The following is a 17,529-nucleotide window of genomic DNA, read 5'->3' on the forward strand; positions in this document are numbered from 1 at the left end:
TCACGTCATGGTCGGGCTTGTCCCGACCATCCACGTCTTCGTTCGGCAAATGCGGTGTCCAAGACGTGGATGCTCGCCACCAGGGCGAGCATGACGGAGCGGCTCTCACAACCCCTGCGCACCCAATTCCGCGCACCAATGCGCCAGCCGCGCCTTCATGACGCGCTCACGGCCGGCTTCCAGCGCCTTTTCGTCCAGCCGCTCAAGCTCCTCGAAAACGAAGGCGCTCTCGCCATGCGCGTTCCAGGCCGCCTGCAGGCTGCGCTGACGGTGGCTCCCATGGCGCAGCGTGAACCAGACACGATTCTTTATCGTCGAGAGATCGGGAGCCTGCCCGGCCCAGCACTCTCCCGTCGCGCCGCAACGCACGAGATAGACCCCGGCGACGACCTTACGCTCCTTATAGGCCGCCACCGCGGCCTTCTTGTCCTCGTTCAGCATCGAGCTCTCCTGTCGTGACCGAAAACCGAATATCACCCGGGCAATATTGACTCAAGGAGTTTCATCCGGGTAATTAGCTCGCAACAACGGAGCCCGATGATGACTGAAACTGCCGAGCGCCCCTGCACCGCCTTCGATGGCGAGTTTCTTCTGGCGCGCGGACCACTTGCCGCGGTCGCGCTCGCCGTGCGCGCCCGGCTGGCCGAGCGTCCGGATGCGAGCGTGCTGACCTTCGAGGATGCGACGGGACGGGTGGTCGATCTCGATCTGCGCGGCTCCGAGGCGGAAATCGTCGCGCGGCTCGGCGGCGCGGAGCCGCGCGGGCGCGGCCGGCCGAAGCTCGGCGTGGTGGCGCGGGAAGTGACCCTGCTGCCACGGCATTGGGACTGGCTTTCGGCCCAGCCGGGCGGAGCCTCGCAGGCGCTGCGCCGGCTCGTCGACGAGGCACGACGCGGCGATGGCGGGCAGACGCAGGCCCGCATCGCCCGAGAAACCGCCTATCGCTTCATGTCGGCACTGGCCGGCAACCTGCCCGGCTTCGAGGAGGCATCGCGCGCCCTGTTCGCCGGTGACGAGGCCGGCTTCAGGGCTCAGGCTGCGAGCTGGCCGTCAGATATCAGGACCTATGCGCAGGAACTGGCCTGGAGCGGCCTCGGCGAAGCGGACTAGCCACGCAGCTCCGCGACCTTCTCGCGCGCTTCGCGGGCAAGCTTCGCCACCTGCGCCCAGTCGCGGTTCTTCACGGCGTCGGCCGGGACGAGCCAGGAGCCACCGACGCAGAGCACCTGCGGCAAGGCGAGGTAATTGCCGAGATTAGCGAGCGAGACGCCGCCGGTCGGACAGAACTTCATTTGCGGGAACGGGCCGGAGAGCGCCTTGAGGCCGGGCACGCCGCCGGCCTGCTCGGCCGGGAAGAACTTGCAGTGCAGGCGCCCCGCCGAGACGGCACGCATGCAGTCGGAGGCCGTCGCGACGCCGGGCAGCCAGGGCAGGCCGGTCTTGCGCATGGCTTCGTCGACGCTCTCGGTGAAACCGGGGCTGACCACGGCGCGGGCGCCGGCATTCTTGACCTCGGCCGCCTGGGCCGGCGTCACCACCGTACCGGCGACCGGCAGGATTTCCGGCAATTCGCGCGCGACCTTCTCCAGAGCGGCCATGGCAGCCGGGCGGCGCAAGGTGATCTCGATGACGTCGATGCCGCCGGCGAGCAGGGCTTCTGCGAGCGGCACGGCGATCTCCGCCTCGTCGATGACGACGACCGGCACGACGCCGCAGGCGCCAAGGCGCGCGATCTCGGGGGCGGTGGACATCGACATCTCTCCTGATCTCTCCCTCAGCCCTCATCCTTCGAGACGCCGCTTCGCGGCTCCTCAGGATGGGGACTGAGGATATTCACAACCTCTCTGGGAGCCCGGCTTAAGCCTTCGCCCAGTAGACGTCGAGCCCCTGCGGGCGGCCGAGCAAGAGCCCGACCGGGAAGGCGCCGGGCAGTTCGACCGCCGAAGCCAGAACCCGCTCCTTCTCCTGGCCGGAGATCAGCAGGCAGGCATGGCCGGCGCCGCGCAAGCGCGCCGGCGAGAGCGAGAGCCGCGGCGGCAGGTCGGGCGGGGTCGCGGCGACGGCGTGCACGCCCGGACCGGCCGACAAGCCGCGCGCGTCACCGGGAAAGAGCGAGGCGATATGGCCGTCCGCCCCCATGCCGCTGACCACGATGTCGAGCGCCGGCAGGCCGGCGAGCAGCCGGTCGAGGCTCGCGGCCGCGGCGGCGAGATCGTCGCCGCAACTGTGAAAGGAAACGAAGCCGGCGCGCCCGTCACGCAAGGGAGCGAAGGCGGCGCGGATCATCCGCTCGTTCGAGGCCAGGTCATCCGGCGCGACGAAGCGCTCGTCGGTCGGCAGAACCGTGACACTCTCCCAGGGCAGCTCGTGCTCGGCGAGGGCGGCGAGGAAACGCGCCGGGGTCGTGCCGCCGGGCACGGCGAGAAGCGCCCTGCCCCGCTCGTCGACGCAGGTGCGTAGCCTGACCGCGACGGCCTCGGCCAAAGCCGCCGAGGCATCGGCCAGCGTCTCGAAGCGGTGGCGCAGCAGCGGGCCGGCAGTGCTCATTCACCGAACTCCGGATCGGCCCAGGAACGGCCCTCGCGCTCGATCAGCCCGATCGCCTGGGACGGCCCCCAGGAACCGGCGGCATAGCGATGCGGCTGGGGATAGTATTCCTGCCAGCCGGCGAGGATCGGGTCGATCCAGGTCCAGGCCTGTTCGACCTCGTCGCGGCGCATGAACAGGGTCTGGTCGCCGCGGATCACATCGGTGAGCAGGCGCTCATAGGCGTCGGGCGTGCGCACGTCGAAGGCGGTCTCGTAACGCAGATCGAGCTGGCGCGGCACGATCTTGAGCTTGCCGGAGCCCGGCACCTTCATCATCAACTGCATCTGCACGCCGTCATTGGGCTGCAGGCGGATGACGAGGCGGTTGGCGTCGAGGCGGCCGCAATCGCCGGGATTGCCGAAGATCGAGTGCGGCACCGGCTTGAAGGTGACGGCGATCTCGGAATAGCGCTGCGCCATGCGCTTGCCGGTGCGCAGATAGATCGGCACGCCGGCCCAGCGCCAGGTGTCGAGCTCGCAGCGGATCGAGACGAAGGTCTCGGTGTTGCTGGCATGGCCGAGCTCGTCGGCGTAGCCCTTGACCCTCTGGCCCTCGATGACGCCCGGCCCGTACTGGCCGCGCACGGTCCAGCGCTGGACGTCGGGGCCGACGATCGGCCTGAGCGCCTTGAGCACGCGCACCTTCTCGTCGCGCACCGCATCGGCCTCGAGCAGGTTGGGCGGCTCGATGGCGAAGAGGCAGAGCAGCTGCAGAACATGGTTCTGGACCATATCGCGCAGATGCCCGGCCTTGTCGTAATAGCCGGCGCGGGATTCGAGCCCGACCGTCTCGGCCACCGTGATCTGGACATTGTCGATGTCGCGGCTCGACCAGGAGCGCTCGAACAGCGTGTTGGCGAAGCGCAGGACGAGTAGGTTCTGCACCGTCTCCTTGCCGAGATAATGGTCGATCCGATAGGTCCGGCTTTCCGGCAGGATACGGGCGACGGCGTCGTTAATGGCCCGCGCCGAGTGAAGATCGCGCCCGAGCGGCTTCTCCAGGATGACGCGCGAGGTCGGCGTCAGGATGCCGGAGCTCGCGAGGTTCTCGCAGATCGGGATGAACAGGTCCGGCGGCGTCGAGAGATAGAAGGAGCGGACATGCTCGGACTCACCGAGCGCTTCCTTCAGCGCGCCATAGGTCTCGGGCTTCACCGCATCGAGCAGCACCATGGTCAGGCGACGCTGGAAGGCGGCGATACGCTCGGACGACAAGCCCGCCGCGGCAAGCTTGCCGGCGATCTCGCGCGGAATGCCTTCGAGATCCTCCTGCTTGCGGACAATGCCGAGGATGCGGCTCTCGGCCGGCAGAACGCCCTCCTCATTGCGCTGCGCCAGCGCCGGGAAGAGCTTGCGCAAGGCGAGGTCGCCGCCGGCGCCAAAGATCACGAGATCGAAGGGCGGCACCGGCGTGCGCTCTGGCGCAGCCTCCGGCTTCAGCAGGCGTTCGGCGATGGCGTCCATGACGGCATACTCCTGGGCGGCCCAGTGGAGCCGAATCCTGCGACGACAATGCGACCAAGCACGCAGCTTGCCAAACGCTTTGGGGGACGGGGTGCCGCGACCTATCCCCTCTCCCCTTGCGGGAGAGGGGCAGGGCGAGGGGCCTCCCGACCTCTCCGTCATGCTCGCCCTTTTGGCGAGCATCCACGTCTTGGGCAGCACACGCGACCAGCGAAGACGTGGATGGTCGGTACAAGCCCGACCATGACGCGGAAAGGTCGGAGCGCCCCCTATCCGGTCCTTCGGGCCCCTTCTCCCGCAAGGGGAGACGGGGAGGACGCTGCTACCCCGCCCGGCGAAAGCCCTCGCTCGCGATCAGCAATTGCCGGGCATAGTCCGTCTGCGGCGTGCGCGCGGCGAGCATTTCGGCGCTCATCTCCTCGACACCGCGGCCGAACTGCATGACCAGCAGCCGCTCGCACATATGGCCGACGACGGCGAGATCGTGGCTGACCAGGATATAGGTGAGCTTGCGCTCCTGGCGCAGCGCCTGCAGCAGGTTCAGCACCTCGGCCTGGATCGAGACGTCGAGCGCCGAGGTCGGCTCGTCGAGCAGGAGGATCGTCGGTTCCAGCACCAGAGCGCGGGCGATGGCGACGCGCTGGCGCTGTCCACCCGAGAGCTGATGCGGGAAGCGGAAGCGGAAGGAGGCCGGCAGGCCGACATCCGCCATGGCGCGGGTGATCTTCGCCTCCGCATCGCGGAGGCCGTGGATGGCGAGCGGCTCGGCCAGCGTATCGTCGACGGTCTTCTTCGGGTGCAGCGAACCGTAAGGATCCTGGAAGACCATCTGCACGGCCCGGTAGAAGGCCTTGTCGCGGATCTTGGGCAGGCGCTTGCCGAGAATGTCGACCTCGCCGCTCCACTCGCGGTTGAGGCCGGCGAGCACGCGCAGCACGGTCGACTTGCCGGAGCCGGATTCGCCGACGATGCCATAGCTCTCGCCCGGCGAGACGGCGAAGGAGAGATCCTTCACGACATGGGAATCGCCGAAGGAGACGTTGAGCTTCTCGACGGTGATGGCGGGTTGTGTGGTCATGCCAGCCATGCCGGGTCGCGGGTGAGGGTCGCGAGCTTGTCGCGGGGATGGTCGAGATCGGGCAGGCAGCCGAGCAGCCCGCGCGTATAGGGGTGCTGGGCCCGCTCGAGCTCGCTCGCCGGCAGGGTCTCCATCGCCTTGCCGCCATACATCACGATGACACGGTCGCAGAACGACTTCACCAGATGCAGATCGTGGCTGATGAAGATCAGCCCCATGCCGCGGCTGGTGACGAGATCGTCGAGGATCTTGAGGATCTGGAGCTGGACCGTGACGTCGAGCGCCGAGGTCGGCTCGTCGGCGATCAGGATGTCCGGCTCGGCGATCAGCATCATCGCGATCATCACGCGCTGGCCCATGCCGCCCGAGACCTCGTGCGGATAGAGCCCGTAGACGCGGGCGGGCTCGCGGATCTGCACGGCTTCGAGCATGGCGAGGCTGCGCTCCTTAGCTTCGCGCGCACTCGCCTTGTGATGGACGCGATAGGCTTCGGCGATCTGGTCGCCGACGGTCTTGACCGGATTCAGCGAGAACTTCGGGTCCTGCATTACCATGGAGATATGGCGGCCGCGCAGCTTGCGGCGGCTGGCCTTGTCCATCGCCGTCAGATCCTGGCCGCGGAATTCCATCCGCTTCGCCGTGACCACGCCGGGATGCGGGATCAAATCGAGGATGGCACGGCCGGTCATCGACTTGCCGGAACCGGATTCGCCGACGATGCCGAGCCGCTCGCGGCCGAGCGTGAAGGAGAGCCCGCGCACCGCATTGACGATGCCGGTCGGGGTGTGGAAGTCGACGCGCAGATCGTCGAGCGCGAGCAGGATTTGATCAGAGCTTGCGTTCATCTTGGCGCTCACCTCGCATCCAGAACGTCGCGCAAGCCATCGCCGAGCAGGTTGAAGCCGAGCGCCACGACGCAGATGGCGAGACCCGGGAAGGTCGCGACCCACCACTGGTCGAAGATCTGCTCGCGGCCGGTCGAGATCATCGCGCCCCATTCCGGGATCGGCGGCTGGGCGCCGAGGCCGAGGAAGCCGAGGCCGGCTGCGATGATGATGATGCCGGCCATGTCGTAGGTGGTGCGCACGATCAGCGAGGGCACGCACATCGGCACGACATGCTTCAGAACGATCCGCAGCTGGCTCGCACCCTGCAGGCGCATCGCCGAGATGTAGTCGGCATTGCGGATGAGCATCGTCTCCGCCCGGGCAACACGAGCATAGGGCGGCCAGGCGGTGAAGGCGATGGCGATGACGGCATTCTCCAGACCAGGCCCCAGCGCGGCGACGAAGGCGAGCGCCAGGACGAGGCGCGGGAAGGCGAGGAAGACGTCGGTGATGCGCATCAGCACGGTGTCGACCCAGCCGCCGAAATAGCCGGCGGCGCAGCCGATCAGGAGGCCGAGCGGCCCGACCGTGATAACGACGAGCATGACGATCACCAGCGTGACGCGGGTGCCGTAGACGACGCGGCTGAAGATGTCGCGGCCGAGCGCGTCGGTGCCGAACAGGTGCTTCGCCGACGGCGCCAGCAGGCGCTGATCGAGCGCCTGCGCCAGCGGGTCATGTGGCGCGACCAGCGGCGCGAAGGCCGCGAGGAGCAGCAAGGCGAGGACGATCAGGAGGCCGACCATGGCGGCCGGGTTCTTCCTGAAGGCGAGCCATTGCCGGTAGAGCTGGCCGAGCCGGGCCTGCCGGCGCGATTCCGGCGAGGTCGTGGTCAGCCAGGAATGCCAGCCGGCGGAGGTGGCGGTCTGATCGGTCATGGCCATCCTCCTCAGCGTGCCCGCGGATCGGCCAGCCGGCCGAGGATGTCGGAGAACAGGTTGACGCCGATGAAGACGGCGCCGACCACCAGCGTGCCACCAAGCACCGCGTTCATGTCGGCGTTGAGCAACGCATTGGTGAGATAGCGGCCGAGGCCCGGCCAGGCGAAGATCGTCTCGGTCAGCACCGAGCCTTCGAGCAGATGCATGTAGGAGAGCGCGATCACCGTGACGAGCGGCACAAAGGCGTTGCGCAGCGCGTGGCCGCAGACCACGCGCCATTCCGAGAGGCCCTTCACCCGCGCCGCGACGACATATTGCTGCTGCAGCTCGGTGATCATGAAGCTGCGGGTCATGCGGCTGATATAGGCGACCGAGAGCAGGCCGAGCACGGAAGCCGGCAGGATGAGGTGCCAGAAGGCGTCGACGACGGCCTCCCACTCGCCCTGCATGGCGGCATCGAGCATGACGAGGCCGGTCACCGGCGTAACGAAATCCTGATAGGCGATCGAGAGACGACCAGGACCTGCGACCCAGCCGAGCTTGGCGTAGAACAAGAGGAGTCCCATCAGGCCGAGCCAGAAGACCGGGATCGAATAGCCGACCAGGCCGATCACACGGGCGACCTGGTCGATCCAGCGGCCCTGGTTGACGGCGGCGAGGATGCCGAGCGGGACGCCGAGCACGACGCCGATCAGCGTGCCGAGCGTCGCCAGTTCCAGCGTCGCCGGAAACACCGTCTTGATGTCGTCCGTGACCTTCTGCGCGGTCAGCACGGAGGTGCCGAGATCGCCGCGGAAGACCTTGCCGACATAGATCGCAAACTGCTCCCAGAGCGGCTTGTCGAGACCGAGCTCGAGCCGCGCCTTGTCGTAGACATCGGCGGGCGCCCGATCGCCGACCACGGCCAGGACAGGGTCGATCGGCATGACGCGGGCGATCAGGAAGGTGACGAGCAGCAGACCGAAAATGGTGATCGCGACCGTGGTCAGCTCGCGGCCGAGGATCCTGCCCCAGCGCAGGGCGCGGCTCTTGGCCCGCGGCGGTGCGGACGGGGTCGAGGCGGTGATCGAGGCCATTGGCGGCTCCGTATCTTCTTGTTGTTCTTGGGGCTTCGCAGGCGCCGCCGGCGACAAAGCAGAAAACCCGCCGCAGCCTCGTTTCGGGCTACGGCGGGTTCCGGCGGCGGCAGATGCCTCAGTTCTTGGCGATCGGCGCGTAGAAATTGGTGTCGGAGCTCGGTCCGATCACCCAGTTGTCGACGTTCTTGCGCTGCGCCGAGACCTCGACCTGCTGGAACATGATCACGAAGGGCGAGACCTTCTGGTGTTCGCGCTGCAGATCGCCATAGACGGCAGCGCGCTTGGCCGCATCGGTCTCGAGCACATTGGCCTGGGTGACCTTGGTCATCTCCGGGATGTCCCAGGCGTTGCGCCAGGCCAGCGTCTTCGACTTCGCGTCCTCGCCATTGTTCTCGTTGATCGCGAATGTCTCGGCATTGGTGTGCGGATCGAGATAGTCCGGCCCCCACTGGCCGATATAGATGTCATGGGTGCGGGCACGGTACTTGGTCAGGGTCTGCTTGCCGTCGCCCGGAATGATCTCGAGCTTGATGCCGGCCTGGGCCCAGGTCGACTGGATCGCCTGGGTGATGTCGGTGATCGGATTGACCGAGCGGGTGTCGATCGTGACCGTGAAGCCGTTCGGCAGCCCGGCCTTGGCGAGCAGCTCCTTGGCCTTGGCGACGTCGAGCTTGTAGGGCTTGTCGTCGATCGCGCCGAGGAAGCCCTTGGGCAGGAAGGCCTCGTGGCCCTTATAGGTGCCCTCGACGATGTTCTTCTCGATCGCGTCGTAGTCGACCAGCCATTTCAGCGCCTCGCGCACCTCGGGCTTGGCGAGGTTCGGGTTCTTCTGGTTCAGGCCGAGATAGAGGATGTAGCCCTTGTCGCCCTGGACGATCTCGACATTGGCGTTGCCCTTGACCGCGGCGAGCTGGTCCTTGGAGAGATTGCGGGCGATGTCGATGTCGCCCTTCTCCAGCAGCAGGCGCTGCGAGGCCGGCTCGGCGACATGGCGGACGATGACGCGCCTGGTCTTGGGCGCGCCCTTGTACCAGTCCCCATTGGCGTCGAGCGCATATTGCTCGTTGGGGCGATAGGCGCGGACCTTGTAGGCGCCGGAGCCGGCCGAGGCCAGCTTCAGCCAGCCATTGCCCCAGTCGCCATCCTTCTCATTGGCCTTGACCAGCTTGGCGTCGACGATCGAGGCGACGCCCGAGGTCAGGCAGTTCAAAAAGAAGCTCGGCGCGAAGGGCTTGGAGACGGTGATGACCACGGTGTGGTCGTCGGCAGCCTTCACCTTGTCGAGCACGGTGTCCTTGTTCAGGCCGAACTGGGTGAGGATGAAGCCCGGCGACTTGTTGAGCGTCACCGCACGCTGGAAGGAATACACCACGTCGGCGGCGGTGAGCGGATTTCCGGAATGGAACTTCACGCCCGGGCGGAGCTTGAAGGTGTAGGTCAGATTGTCGGGGCTGACCGTCCAGCTCTGGGCGAGTTCGCCGATAAGGGCATTGTTGTTCTTCAGGTCGACGCCGATCAGCTTGTCGTAGAGATTGGTGACCACCTCGACGCCGGAGAATTCGAAGGCCTCGGCCGGGTCGAGCGTGATGATGTCGTCGATCTGCTTGGCCATGACGATGGTGTCCTTCGGCGTCTGGGCCTGGGCGGTCGAGGCCATCAGGACGGCGAAGGCCGAAGCCGCCATCAGTTTCGCGACGTGACGCATGGAAATCCCCATTGTGCGGTTTTGCGGGCGCCCCGGCGCCCGTTGGGGCGCAATGTGGAGCCAGAGCGGGGCGGATGTCCAGCGCCCCGCAATGTATCAAATAGGCCTGTCCCGACTGCCCGCTACTTGCGCAAACTGATCGGGCTTCCGGCACATTCTTGCGCAGCGGCAGGCTTGCTCCGGTCCACTCCCCGATTATCGTGGACAGGTCAGGCCGCCCGGCCCGGCGAACCCTGAACGCAGGCGCCCGCCCTTGGCCATCATCGCTGCTCTGCATCACGTCACCCATTACCGCTACGACCGGCCGGTCACGCTCGGGCCGCAGATCATCCGGCTTCGTCCAGCGCCGCATTGCCGCTCGGCGGTGCAGAGCTATTCGCTCAAGGTCACGCCGGCGCAGCATTTCGTGAACTGGCAGCAGGACCCGAACGGCAACTGGCTCGCGCGTTACGTCTTCCCCGAGCCGGTCAGCGAGTTCCGCATCGAGGTCGATCTCGTCACCGAGCTCTCGATCATCAACCCGTTCGACTTCTTCGTCGCCAGCGAGGCCGAACGCTTCCCGTTCGCCTATCCCGAGGAGCTGCATGACGAGCTCGCACCCTATCTCGTCACCGAGCCGGCCGGGCCACTGCTGAGCGCCTTCGTCGCGACGATCCCGCGAGAACGCACGAACACCGTCAACTTCATCGTCGATCTCAATGCGCGCCTTCAGCAGCTGATCGCCTATGGCATCCGCATGGAGCCCGGCGTCCAGGAGCCGGAGGAGACGCTGGCGCTGAAGGCGGGCTCCTGCCGCGACAGCTCCTGGCTGCTCGTCCAGATCCTGCGCCGGCTCGGCCTCGCTGCCCGCTTCGTCTCCGGCTACCTGATCCAGATGAAGGCGGACATCGACCCGCTGGAAGGACCGCGCGGCACGGACAAGGACTTCACCGACCTGCACGCCTGGGCCGAGGTCTATATCCCCGGCGCCGGCTGGATCGGGCTCGATCCGACCTCGGGCCTGCTCACCGGCGAGGGACATCTGCCGCTGGCGGCGACGCCGCATTACCGCTCGGCCGCGCCGGTCAGCGGCATGGCGAGCTATGCCGAGACGCAGTTCGGCTTCGAGATGGAGGTGACGCGCATCCATGAGGCGACGCGCATCACCCTGCCCTTCTCCGACGAATCCTGGACGCGGCTCGATGCGCTCGGCGAGCAGGTCGAGGCCGACCTCGAGGCCCAGGACGCCCGCCTCACCATGGGCGGCGAGCCGACCTTCGTCTCGATCGACGACCAGTCGGGCGAGGAATGGAACACCGCCGCCGTCGGGCCGACCAAGCGCCAGCGCGCCGATCTGCTGATCCGGCGCCTGCGCGAGCGCTTCGCGCGCGGCGGCATGCTGCATTACGGCCAGGGCAAATGGTATCCGGGCGAGAGCCTGCCGCGCTGGGCCTTCGCGCTCTACTGGCGCCAGGACGGCGAACCGATCTGGCGCAATGCGGCGTTGATCGCCCGCGAGCCCGGCGCCCTCACCGGCAGCGACCGCGAGCACGAGGTCGTGCCGACGACCGCCGCCGTCGAGACGCTCGCGGCAGGGCTCGCAGAGCGGCTCGGCATCGGCCCCGACCATGTGCTGCCGGCCTATGAGGATACCGGGCACTGGCTTATCAAGGAGGGACAGCTCCCCGCCAATGTCGACCCACTCGATCCGAAGCTCTCCGACCCCGAGGAGCGCGCCCGCATGGTCCGCGTCTTCGAGCGCGGGCTCGACAAGCCGAGCGGCTATGTCATTCCGGTGCAGCGCTGGCAGGCGGCGGCGGACGACCGGCGCTGGCGCTCGGAGAAATGGAAGCTCCGGCGCGGCAGGCTCTTCCTGGTGCCAGGCGATTCTCCGGTCGGCTATCGCCTGCCGCTCGGCTCGCTGCCGCATCTGCCGAAGAGCGACTATCCGCATATCCACCCGCAGGACCCGCTGGAACCGCGCGGCCCGCTGCCGGGCTCCCCGGCCGCTGCTCCGCCTCCGCCCGCAGGGATCAGTGCCGTCGCAGCCGCACCTCCCGCGAGCCCGATCCAGCCCTCGCGCCCTGTCGAAAGCGCAGGCGCAGCCACCCGGCAGGACATCGTCGAGCAAGACCTCACAGCCGACGCGGTGCGGACCGCGCTCAGCATAGAGGTGCGCGACGGGGTGCTCTGCGTCTTCCTGCCGCCGGTCGAGCGGCTGGAGGATTATCTCGACCTGATCGCCAGCATCGAGGAAGTCGCCGAAGCCAGCAGCCAACCGGTGCATATCGAGGGCTATGCGCCGCCGCATGATCCACGCCTCAATGTGATCAAGGTGACACCCGATCCCGGTGTGATCGAGGTCAACGTCCATCCGGCGCGGAACTGGGCGGAAGCGGTCGCGATCACCCGCGGCGTCTATGAGGAGGCAAGGCAATCGCGGCTCTGCGCCGAAAAATTCATGGTCGACGGGCGCCATACCGGCACCGGTGGCGGCAACCATGTCGTGCTCGGCGGCGTCACCCCGGCCGACAGCCCCTTCCTGCGCCGGCCGGACCTGCTCAAGAGCATCGTGCTCTACTGGCAGCGGCACCCGTCACTGTCCTATCTGTTCTCCGGCCTGTTCATCGGCCCGACGAGCCAGGCGCCGCGCATCGACGAGGCCCGGCACGACCAGCTCTACGAGCTCGAGATCGCGCTGGCGCAGACGCCCGGACCGAACGAGCCGGCGATCCCGCTCTGGCTGGTCGACCGGCTCTACCGCAACCTGCTCGTCGACGTCTCCGGCAACACCCACCGCACCGAGATCTGCATCGACAAGCTCTATTCGCCGGACGGGCCGACCAGCCGGCTCGGGCTGATCGAGTTCCGCTCCTTCGAAATGCCGCCGGACGCGCGGATGTCGCTCGCCCAGCAATTGCTGATCCGGGCACTGGTCTCCTGGTTCTGGCGCGTGCCGCAGCGCGGCAGGCTGGTGCGCTGGGGCACGGCGCTGCACGACCGGTTCATGCTGCCGGAGATGGTCGCGCAGGATTTCCGCGAGGTGCTCGATGACCTCGCCGGCGCCGGCTACGCCTTCGATCCCGGCTGGTTTGCCGCGCAGCATGAGTTCCGCTTCCCGTTCTTCGGCAAGGTCAGTCAGGGCGGCGTCGAACTCGAACTGCGGCAGGCGCTTGAGCCCTGGCACGTCATGGGCGAGGAAGGCGCGATCGGCGGCACGGTGCGCTATGTCGACTCTTCGGTCGAGCGCCTGCAGGTCAAGGCAAGCGGCCTCGTGCCGGGCCGGCATATCATCACCTGCAACGGGCGGGCGCTGCCGATGAGCGAGATCGCCGCCGGAACCAGCATCGCCGGCCTGCGCTTCAAGGCCTGGCAGCCGGCCTCGGGCCTGCACCCGACGATTCCCGTGCACGCGCCGCTGACCTTCGACATCGTCGATAGCTGGGCCGGCCGCTCGCTCGGGGGCTGCGTCTACCATGTCGCCCATCCCGGCGGGCGCAACTACGAAACGCCGCCGGTGAATTCCTATGAGGCCGAGGCGAGAAGACTCGCTCGTTTCGAGGCGATCGGCCATAGTCCCGGTCCCTTGGCGATTCCCGCCGAAGCGCGCAATCCGGAGTTCCCCATGACCCTCGATTTGCGTCGCCCGATCGGCATTTGAGTGCCCGCCATGGCGCTGCAAGGCAGGTTGAACTCGGCGCGGTCACGGGGTGAGCGGCGCAATGCGCTGCTGACGGGCTATCGCCCGCTGCCCGGCGCCTATGACGAGCTGATGGCTCCGGACGGGACCGTGCGCCCGCAATGGGAACCGTTCCTGACCGAATGGGCCGGGCTTTCCGCCGACGAGTTGCAGCGCCGCTTCGGCCTCGCCGACCGCCATGTCCGCGACACCGGCGTCTCCTACCGCGTCCATGGCGACGTCGATGCCAACGACCCGCTCGCCGGCGAGCGGGCCTGGCCGCTCAACCATGCCCCGCTGGTCATCACCGGTGCCGAATGGCAGGTCATCGCCGCCGGCGTCGCCCAGCGTGCGCAGCTGCTCGATGCCGTGCTAGCCGACATTTACGGCCCCGGCCGGCTGGTCCGCGACGGCGCGCTGCCGGCTGCGGCGATCACCGGCAGCCCCGATTATCTGCGCCCCCTGCAGGGAACGAACGGCGCCGGGCAGTTGCAGCTGTACGCCGCCGATCTCGGCCGCGGGCCGGATGGCCGCTGGTGGGTGCTCGGCGACAAGACGCAGGCGCCATCGGGCGCAGGTTACGCACTGGAAAACCGGCTGGCGCTCGGCCGCGCCTTCCCGGATCTGTTCCGGACGATGAATGTCGAGCGGCTCGCCGCCTTCTTCCAAGGTTTCCGGGCCGGGCTCGTCGCCCGTGCCAAGCGCGTCGAGCCGCGCATCTGCCTGCTGACGCCGGGCCATCTCAACGAAAGCTATTTCGAGCAGGCCTATCTCGCGCGCTATCTCGGCTTCCTCCTGGTCGAGGGCGGCGACCTCGTGATGCGCGACGGGCTGATGCATGTGCGCACCATCGGCGGCTTCAAGCGCGCCGACGTGATCTGGCGCCGCATCGACGGCGACTTCGCCGACCCGCTCGAACTCAACGCCGCCTCGGCGCTCGGCGTGCCCGGCCTCGTCGAGGCGATCCGCCAGGACAATGTCGTCGTCGCCAACGGGCTCGGCTCGGGCGTGGTCGAAGCCCGCGCCCTGATGGGCTTCATGCCGGCTTTGGCCCGCGACATCCTCGGCGAGGAGCTGATCCTGCCGAACATCGCGACCTGGTGGTGCGGCCAGCCGCGCGAACGCCAGATCGTGCTCGACCGGCTCGACGAGATGAGCATCGCGCCGGCTTTCCGCGCCAATGGCGGCAACCTCGACGACCAGCCCGTGCTGGTCGCCGATCTCGACCGCACCGAGCGCGAGCGGCTGCGCGCTGCGATCGAACAGCGCGGCCTCGACCATGTCGGCCAGGAGGTGGTCCGGCTCTCGACCATGCCGGTCCTGCACGAGGGCCGGCTGCAGCCGCGCCCGATGACGTTGCGCGTCTTCGCGGCGGCGACGCCCGATGGCTGGCAGGTGATGCCGGGCGGCTTCTGCCGCATTTCCGAGGAGACCGATGCGCGCGCCGTGACGATGCGCTCGGCCGTGCGCTCCAGCGATGTCTGGGTGACTTCCGACCGACCGGTCGAGCCGATGACGCTGCTGCCGAGCCCCGACAAGATCGCGATTCGCCGGATCGTCGGCATCCTGCCGAGCCGCGCCGCCGACAACCTGTTCTGGCTCGGGCGCTATCTGGAGCGCACCGAGGCGACGCTCCGGCTGGTGCGGGCCGTGCTCGGCCGGCTGATCAATGCCGACGACCAGGCGCCCGGCCATGCCGAGACGATCAAGCGCCTCGTCAATCTTCTGGTGGCCTGGGGCGCAGCGCCCGCCGGTCGCGGCCGGGCGATCGCGAGCCAGGCGACCAGCGCCCTTTACGGGCTGGACGAATATGGCTCCGCCGCTTCGTCCGTGCGCGAAGCCCGCCGGACCGCCTCGGTGATCCGCGAGCGGCTCTCGGTCGATGCCTGGCGCCTGTTCGGCGATCTGCAGCGCCAGCTCACCGCGCCGCGCAAGCCGGTGAGCGAGGGCGAGGCCTTCGAGGTCGCCGACAGCGCCCTGAAATCGCTTGCCGCCTTCTCCGGCCTGTCGCAGGAGAACATGGTGCGCGGTGCCGGCTGGCGTTTCCTCGACATCGGCCGGCGGCTCGAGCGCGGCGTCACCACCTGCCGCTATGCCCGCCATTTCGCCGAGAGCGGCACGCCCGGCAACTGCCTCGATGCCCTGCTCGACCTGACGGATTCGCAGATCACCTATCGCTCGCGCTATCTGCTCGGAGCCTCGCTCCAGCCGGTTCTCGATCTCGTCATGCTCGATCCCTACAATCCGCGCTCGGTCGCCTTCCAGGTGGAGCGGCTCGACCAGGAGATCGCGGCATTGCCGACACTCAGCGACGACGGCATGCTGGAGGAACCGCGCCGGCTGGCGCTCAGGCTTGCCGCGGAGTGCCGCACGGCCGAGGCGAGCCGGCTCGACCGCGCCAGCATCCTCCTGTTCGAGCAATTGCTGATGGGCCTGTCGAACGCCGTGGCCGACCGCTACTTTCTGCAGAACGCGCATCCGGAAGGGTCGCGGATGACGCAGCTCGCGTGACGGCAGCCGGGTGATCTACGAAATCCGCCATCTCACCAGCTATGCCTATGCACGGCCGGTGCCCTTTGCGCGCTGTATCCTGCGCGTGCTGCCGCGCGAGGGCGACGGCCAGCACGTCGTTGTGAGCCAGCTCAGCGTGACGCCGCGCGCCGCCGAGCGCCAGGACGGGATCTGCTTCTTCGGCAACCGTACGACCACGCTGACCATCGCCAAGCCGCATCGCGAATTGCGGATCGAGACGATGTCGCGCGTCGAGGTCAACCGTGCCGCGACGCCCTTCCCGGCGCTGACGCGCGCCTGGGAAGAGGTCGCCGCGCTCGGGCTCACGGCCCAGAGCCTCGCCCCGGATTCGCCGGCGCAATACCTGTATCCTAGCCGACTGGTGCCGACCGTGGCCGAGATCACCACCTATGCGCAGGGGAGTTTTTCGGCCCGGCGTCCGGTGTTCGAAGCGGCCTGCGAGCTGATGGGCCGGGTCCGCCGGGACTTCCGCTACGACCCCGAAGCAACCGAGGTCTCGACACCGATCCGCGAGGCCTTCGCCCAGCGCCACGGCGTCTGCCAGGACTTCGCGCACATCATGATCGCCGGGCTGCGCGGCCTCGGCCTGCCCGCGGCCTATGTCAGCGGCTATCTGCGCACCATCCCGCCGCCGGGCCAGCCCCGCCTCGAAGGCGCCGACGCGACTCATGCCTGGGTGATGATCTGGTGCGGGCCGGAGACCGGCTGGATCGGCCTCGACCCGACCAACGACCTGATCGTCGGCGACGACCACATCATCACCGCCACCGGCCGCGACTATGCCGATGTCTCCCCGCTCGACGGCGTGCTGGTCGGGCCGGGCAGCCAGAAGCTCGACGTCAAGGTCGACGTGATCCCCGTCTCATGAGCGCGCGCCCGGCGATACGCGGCATCCTGTTCGACAAGGACGGCACGCTGCTCGATTACCAGGCGAGCTGGGCGCCGATCAATCTGCGCGCCGGCCGGCTCGCGGCTCAGGGCGATGCGGCGCTGGAAGTGCATCTTCTCGCCCTCGCCGGGGTCGACCCGTCAACCGGGTTCTCGACCTCGGACGGCCTGCTCGCGGCCGGCAATACAAGGGAGGTCGCGCAGGCCTGGCACGAGGCGGGCAGCCAGTTCCCCGTCGCCGAGCTGACCAGCCGGCTGGACGCCCTGTTCCAGGCCGGCGTCGCCGATGTCGTGCCGGTCTGTGATCTCGACACCCTCTTCGCCGGCTTATCGGGGCGCGGTCTCGCGCTCGGTATCGCCTCCAGCGACAGCGAGGCCGCCGTCTGCGCCACGGCCGAGCGCTTCGGCATCGCGGGACGGCTCGATTTCCTCTGCGGCTATGATTCCGGCCATGGCGCCAAGCCGGAGCCGGGCATGGTCGAGGGCTTCTGCCGCAAGACAAGGCTGCCGGCGCATGCGATCGCGGTGATCGGCGATTCCGCCCATGACATGCATATGGCGGCGGCCGCCGGGGCGGGCCTGCGCATCGCCGTGCTGACCGGGGCCGGCAGCGCCGAGACATTACGCCCGCTCAGCGATCTCCTCCTGCCCAGCATCGCCGACCTGGAGCAGGCGCTGTTCGATTAGTCGCGACCTGGGAAAGTCAGGTTTCGAGATCCATCGCCTGTCATCCCGGACGGAGCGCAGCGGAGACCCGGGATGACCCGTG

The 17,529-nt window shown here is 68.1% G+C and carries 14 protein-coding genes; 5 read left to right on the plus strand and 9 right to left on the minus strand.

Annotation, left to right across the window (positions count from 1 at the left end; all coding sequences use genetic code 11):
* Positions 1-105 precede the first annotated feature (105 nt).
* Entirely contained in the window at positions 106-441 is a 336-nt protein-coding gene (locus ACWGRX_RS05590) for a GIY-YIG nuclease family protein (protein WP_452116722.1), read from the minus strand.
* A gap of 99 nt (positions 442-540) precedes the next feature.
* Here ACWGRX_RS05590 and ACWGRX_RS05595 point away from each other — a divergent pair, with 99 nt between their 5' ends.
* The gene (locus tag ACWGRX_RS05595) at positions 541-1,110 is read left to right on the plus strand and encodes a DUF2239 family protein (RefSeq protein ID WP_452116723.1); all 570 of its coding nucleotides are present in this window, start codon (positions 541-543) and stop codon (positions 1,108-1,110) included.
* Here ACWGRX_RS05595 and eda read toward each other — a convergent pair.
* The 8 genes from eda to ACWGRX_RS05635 all read right to left on the minus strand — a co-directional run bounded on the left by eda (position 1,107) and on the right by ACWGRX_RS05635 (position 9,682).
* Complete coding sequence (eda, locus tag ACWGRX_RS05600; RefSeq protein WP_452116724.1) at positions 1,107-1,757, minus strand: bifunctional 4-hydroxy-2-oxoglutarate aldolase/2-dehydro-3-deoxy-phosphogluconate aldolase; 651 nt, start codon at positions 1,755-1,757, stop codon at positions 1,107-1,109. The genes ACWGRX_RS05595 and eda overlap by 4 nt on opposite strands.
* 100 nt (positions 1,758-1,857) lie before the next feature.
* The gene (gene pgl, locus ACWGRX_RS05605; protein ID WP_452116725.1) at positions 1,858-2,547 is read right to left on the minus strand and encodes a 6-phosphogluconolactonase; all 690 of its coding nucleotides are present in this window, start codon (positions 2,545-2,547) and stop codon (positions 1,858-1,860) included.
* Entirely contained in the window at positions 2,544-4,052 is a 1,509-nt protein-coding gene (gene zwf, locus ACWGRX_RS05610; protein ID WP_291644754.1) for a glucose-6-phosphate dehydrogenase, read from the minus strand. The genes pgl and zwf overlap by 4 nt, the downstream gene beginning before the upstream one ends.
* A gap of 322 nt (positions 4,053-4,374) precedes the next feature.
* Positions 4,375-5,130 carry an ABC transporter ATP-binding protein gene (locus ACWGRX_RS05615; RefSeq protein ID WP_452116726.1) on the minus strand — a complete coding sequence of 252 codons (756 nt, stop codon included), beginning with the start codon at positions 5,128-5,130 and terminating at the stop codon, positions 4,375-4,377.
* The gene (locus ACWGRX_RS05620; protein ID WP_452116727.1) at positions 5,127-5,975 is read right to left on the minus strand and encodes an ABC transporter ATP-binding protein; all 849 of its coding nucleotides are present in this window, start codon (positions 5,973-5,975) and stop codon (positions 5,127-5,129) included. The genes ACWGRX_RS05615 and ACWGRX_RS05620 overlap by 4 nt, the downstream gene beginning before the upstream one ends.
* An 8-nt stretch (positions 5,976-5,983) precedes the next feature.
* Positions 5,984-6,895: a nickel transporter permease gene (gene nikC / locus ACWGRX_RS05625; RefSeq protein WP_452116728.1), complete on the minus strand. Its 912-nt coding sequence runs from the start codon at positions 6,893-6,895 to the stop codon at positions 5,984-5,986.
* 11 nt (positions 6,896-6,906) lie between these two features.
* Positions 6,907-7,974 (minus strand): ABC transporter permease, encoded by a 1,068-nt coding sequence (locus ACWGRX_RS05630; RefSeq protein WP_452116729.1) that lies wholly within the window; start codon positions 7,972-7,974, stop codon positions 6,907-6,909.
* Between the two features lie 118 nt (positions 7,975-8,092).
* A complete protein-coding gene (locus ACWGRX_RS05635) occupies positions 8,093-9,682 on the minus strand; it encodes an ABC transporter substrate-binding protein (protein ID WP_452116730.1) in 1,590 nt (529 codons plus the stop codon).
* 253 nt (positions 9,683-9,935) lie between these two features.
* On the opposite strand from ACWGRX_RS05635, the gene ACWGRX_RS05640 reads away from it, so the two are divergent.
* Genes ACWGRX_RS05640 through ACWGRX_RS05655 form a run of 4 tightly spaced genes read left to right on the plus strand, consistent with a single transcriptional unit; the run spans position 9,936 to position 17,447 of the window.
* Positions 9,936-13,322, plus strand: coding sequence for a transglutaminase family protein (locus tag ACWGRX_RS05640; protein WP_452116731.1), 3,387 nt, complete (start codon positions 9,936-9,938; stop codon positions 13,320-13,322).
* A 9-nt stretch (positions 13,323-13,331) separates the two neighbouring features.
* Positions 13,332-15,851, plus strand: coding sequence for a circularly permuted type 2 ATP-grasp protein (locus tag ACWGRX_RS05645; protein WP_452116732.1), 2,520 nt, complete (start codon positions 13,332-13,334; stop codon positions 15,849-15,851).
* A 10-nt stretch (positions 15,852-15,861) separates the two neighbouring features.
* Positions 15,862-16,740 carry a transglutaminase family protein gene (locus ACWGRX_RS05650; RefSeq protein ID WP_452116733.1) on the plus strand — a complete coding sequence of 293 codons (879 nt, stop codon included), beginning with the start codon at positions 15,862-15,864 and terminating at the stop codon, positions 16,738-16,740.
* Positions 16,737-17,447, plus strand: coding sequence for an HAD family hydrolase (locus ACWGRX_RS05655; RefSeq protein WP_452116734.1), 711 nt, complete (start codon positions 16,737-16,739; stop codon positions 17,445-17,447). Before ACWGRX_RS05650 ends, ACWGRX_RS05655 begins: the two co-directional genes overlap by 4 nt.
* Positions 17,448-17,529: the final 82 nt, after the last annotated feature.

Source organism: Allobosea sp. NPDC055594 (genome assembly GCF_053618995.1).

Coding starts and splice junctions, on each gene's coding strand:
- ACWGRX_RS05590 (WP_452116722.1), bottom strand. CDS start 441: ATGCTGAACGAGGACAAGAAGGCCGCGGTGGCGGCCTATAAGGAGCGT.
- ACWGRX_RS05595 (WP_452116723.1), top strand. CDS start 541: ATGACTGAAACTGCCGAGCGCCCCTGCACCGCCTTCGATGGCGAGTTT.
- eda (WP_452116724.1), bottom strand. CDS start 1,757: ATGTCGATGTCCACCGCCCCCGAGATCGCGCGCCTTGGCGCCTGCGGC.
- pgl (WP_452116725.1), bottom strand. CDS start 2,547: ATGAGCACTGCCGGCCCGCTGCTGCGCCACCGCTTCGAGACGCTGGCC.
- zwf (WP_291644754.1), bottom strand. CDS start 4,052: ATGGACGCCATCGCCGAACGCCTGCTGAAGCCGGAGGCTGCGCCAGAG.
- ACWGRX_RS05615 (WP_452116726.1), bottom strand. CDS start 5,130: ATGACCACACAACCCGCCATCACCGTCGAGAAGCTCAACGTCTCCTTC.
- ACWGRX_RS05620 (WP_452116727.1), bottom strand. CDS start 5,975: ATGAACGCAAGCTCTGATCAAATCCTGCTCGCGCTCGACGATCTGCGC.
- nikC (WP_452116728.1), bottom strand. CDS start 6,895: ATGACCGATCAGACCGCCACCTCCGCCGGCTGGCATTCCTGGCTGACC.
- ACWGRX_RS05630 (WP_452116729.1), bottom strand. CDS start 7,974: ATGGCCTCGATCACCGCCTCGACCCCGTCCGCACCGCCGCGGGCCAAG.
- ACWGRX_RS05635 (WP_452116730.1), bottom strand. CDS start 9,682: ATGCGTCACGTCGCGAAACTGATGGCGGCTTCGGCCTTCGCCGTCCTG.
- ACWGRX_RS05645 (WP_452116732.1), top strand. CDS start 13,332: ATGGCGCTGCAAGGCAGGTTGAACTCGGCGCGGTCACGGGGTGAGCGG.
- ACWGRX_RS05655 (WP_452116734.1), top strand. CDS start 16,737: ATGAGCGCGCGCCCGGCGATACGCGGCATCCTGTTCGACAAGGACGGC.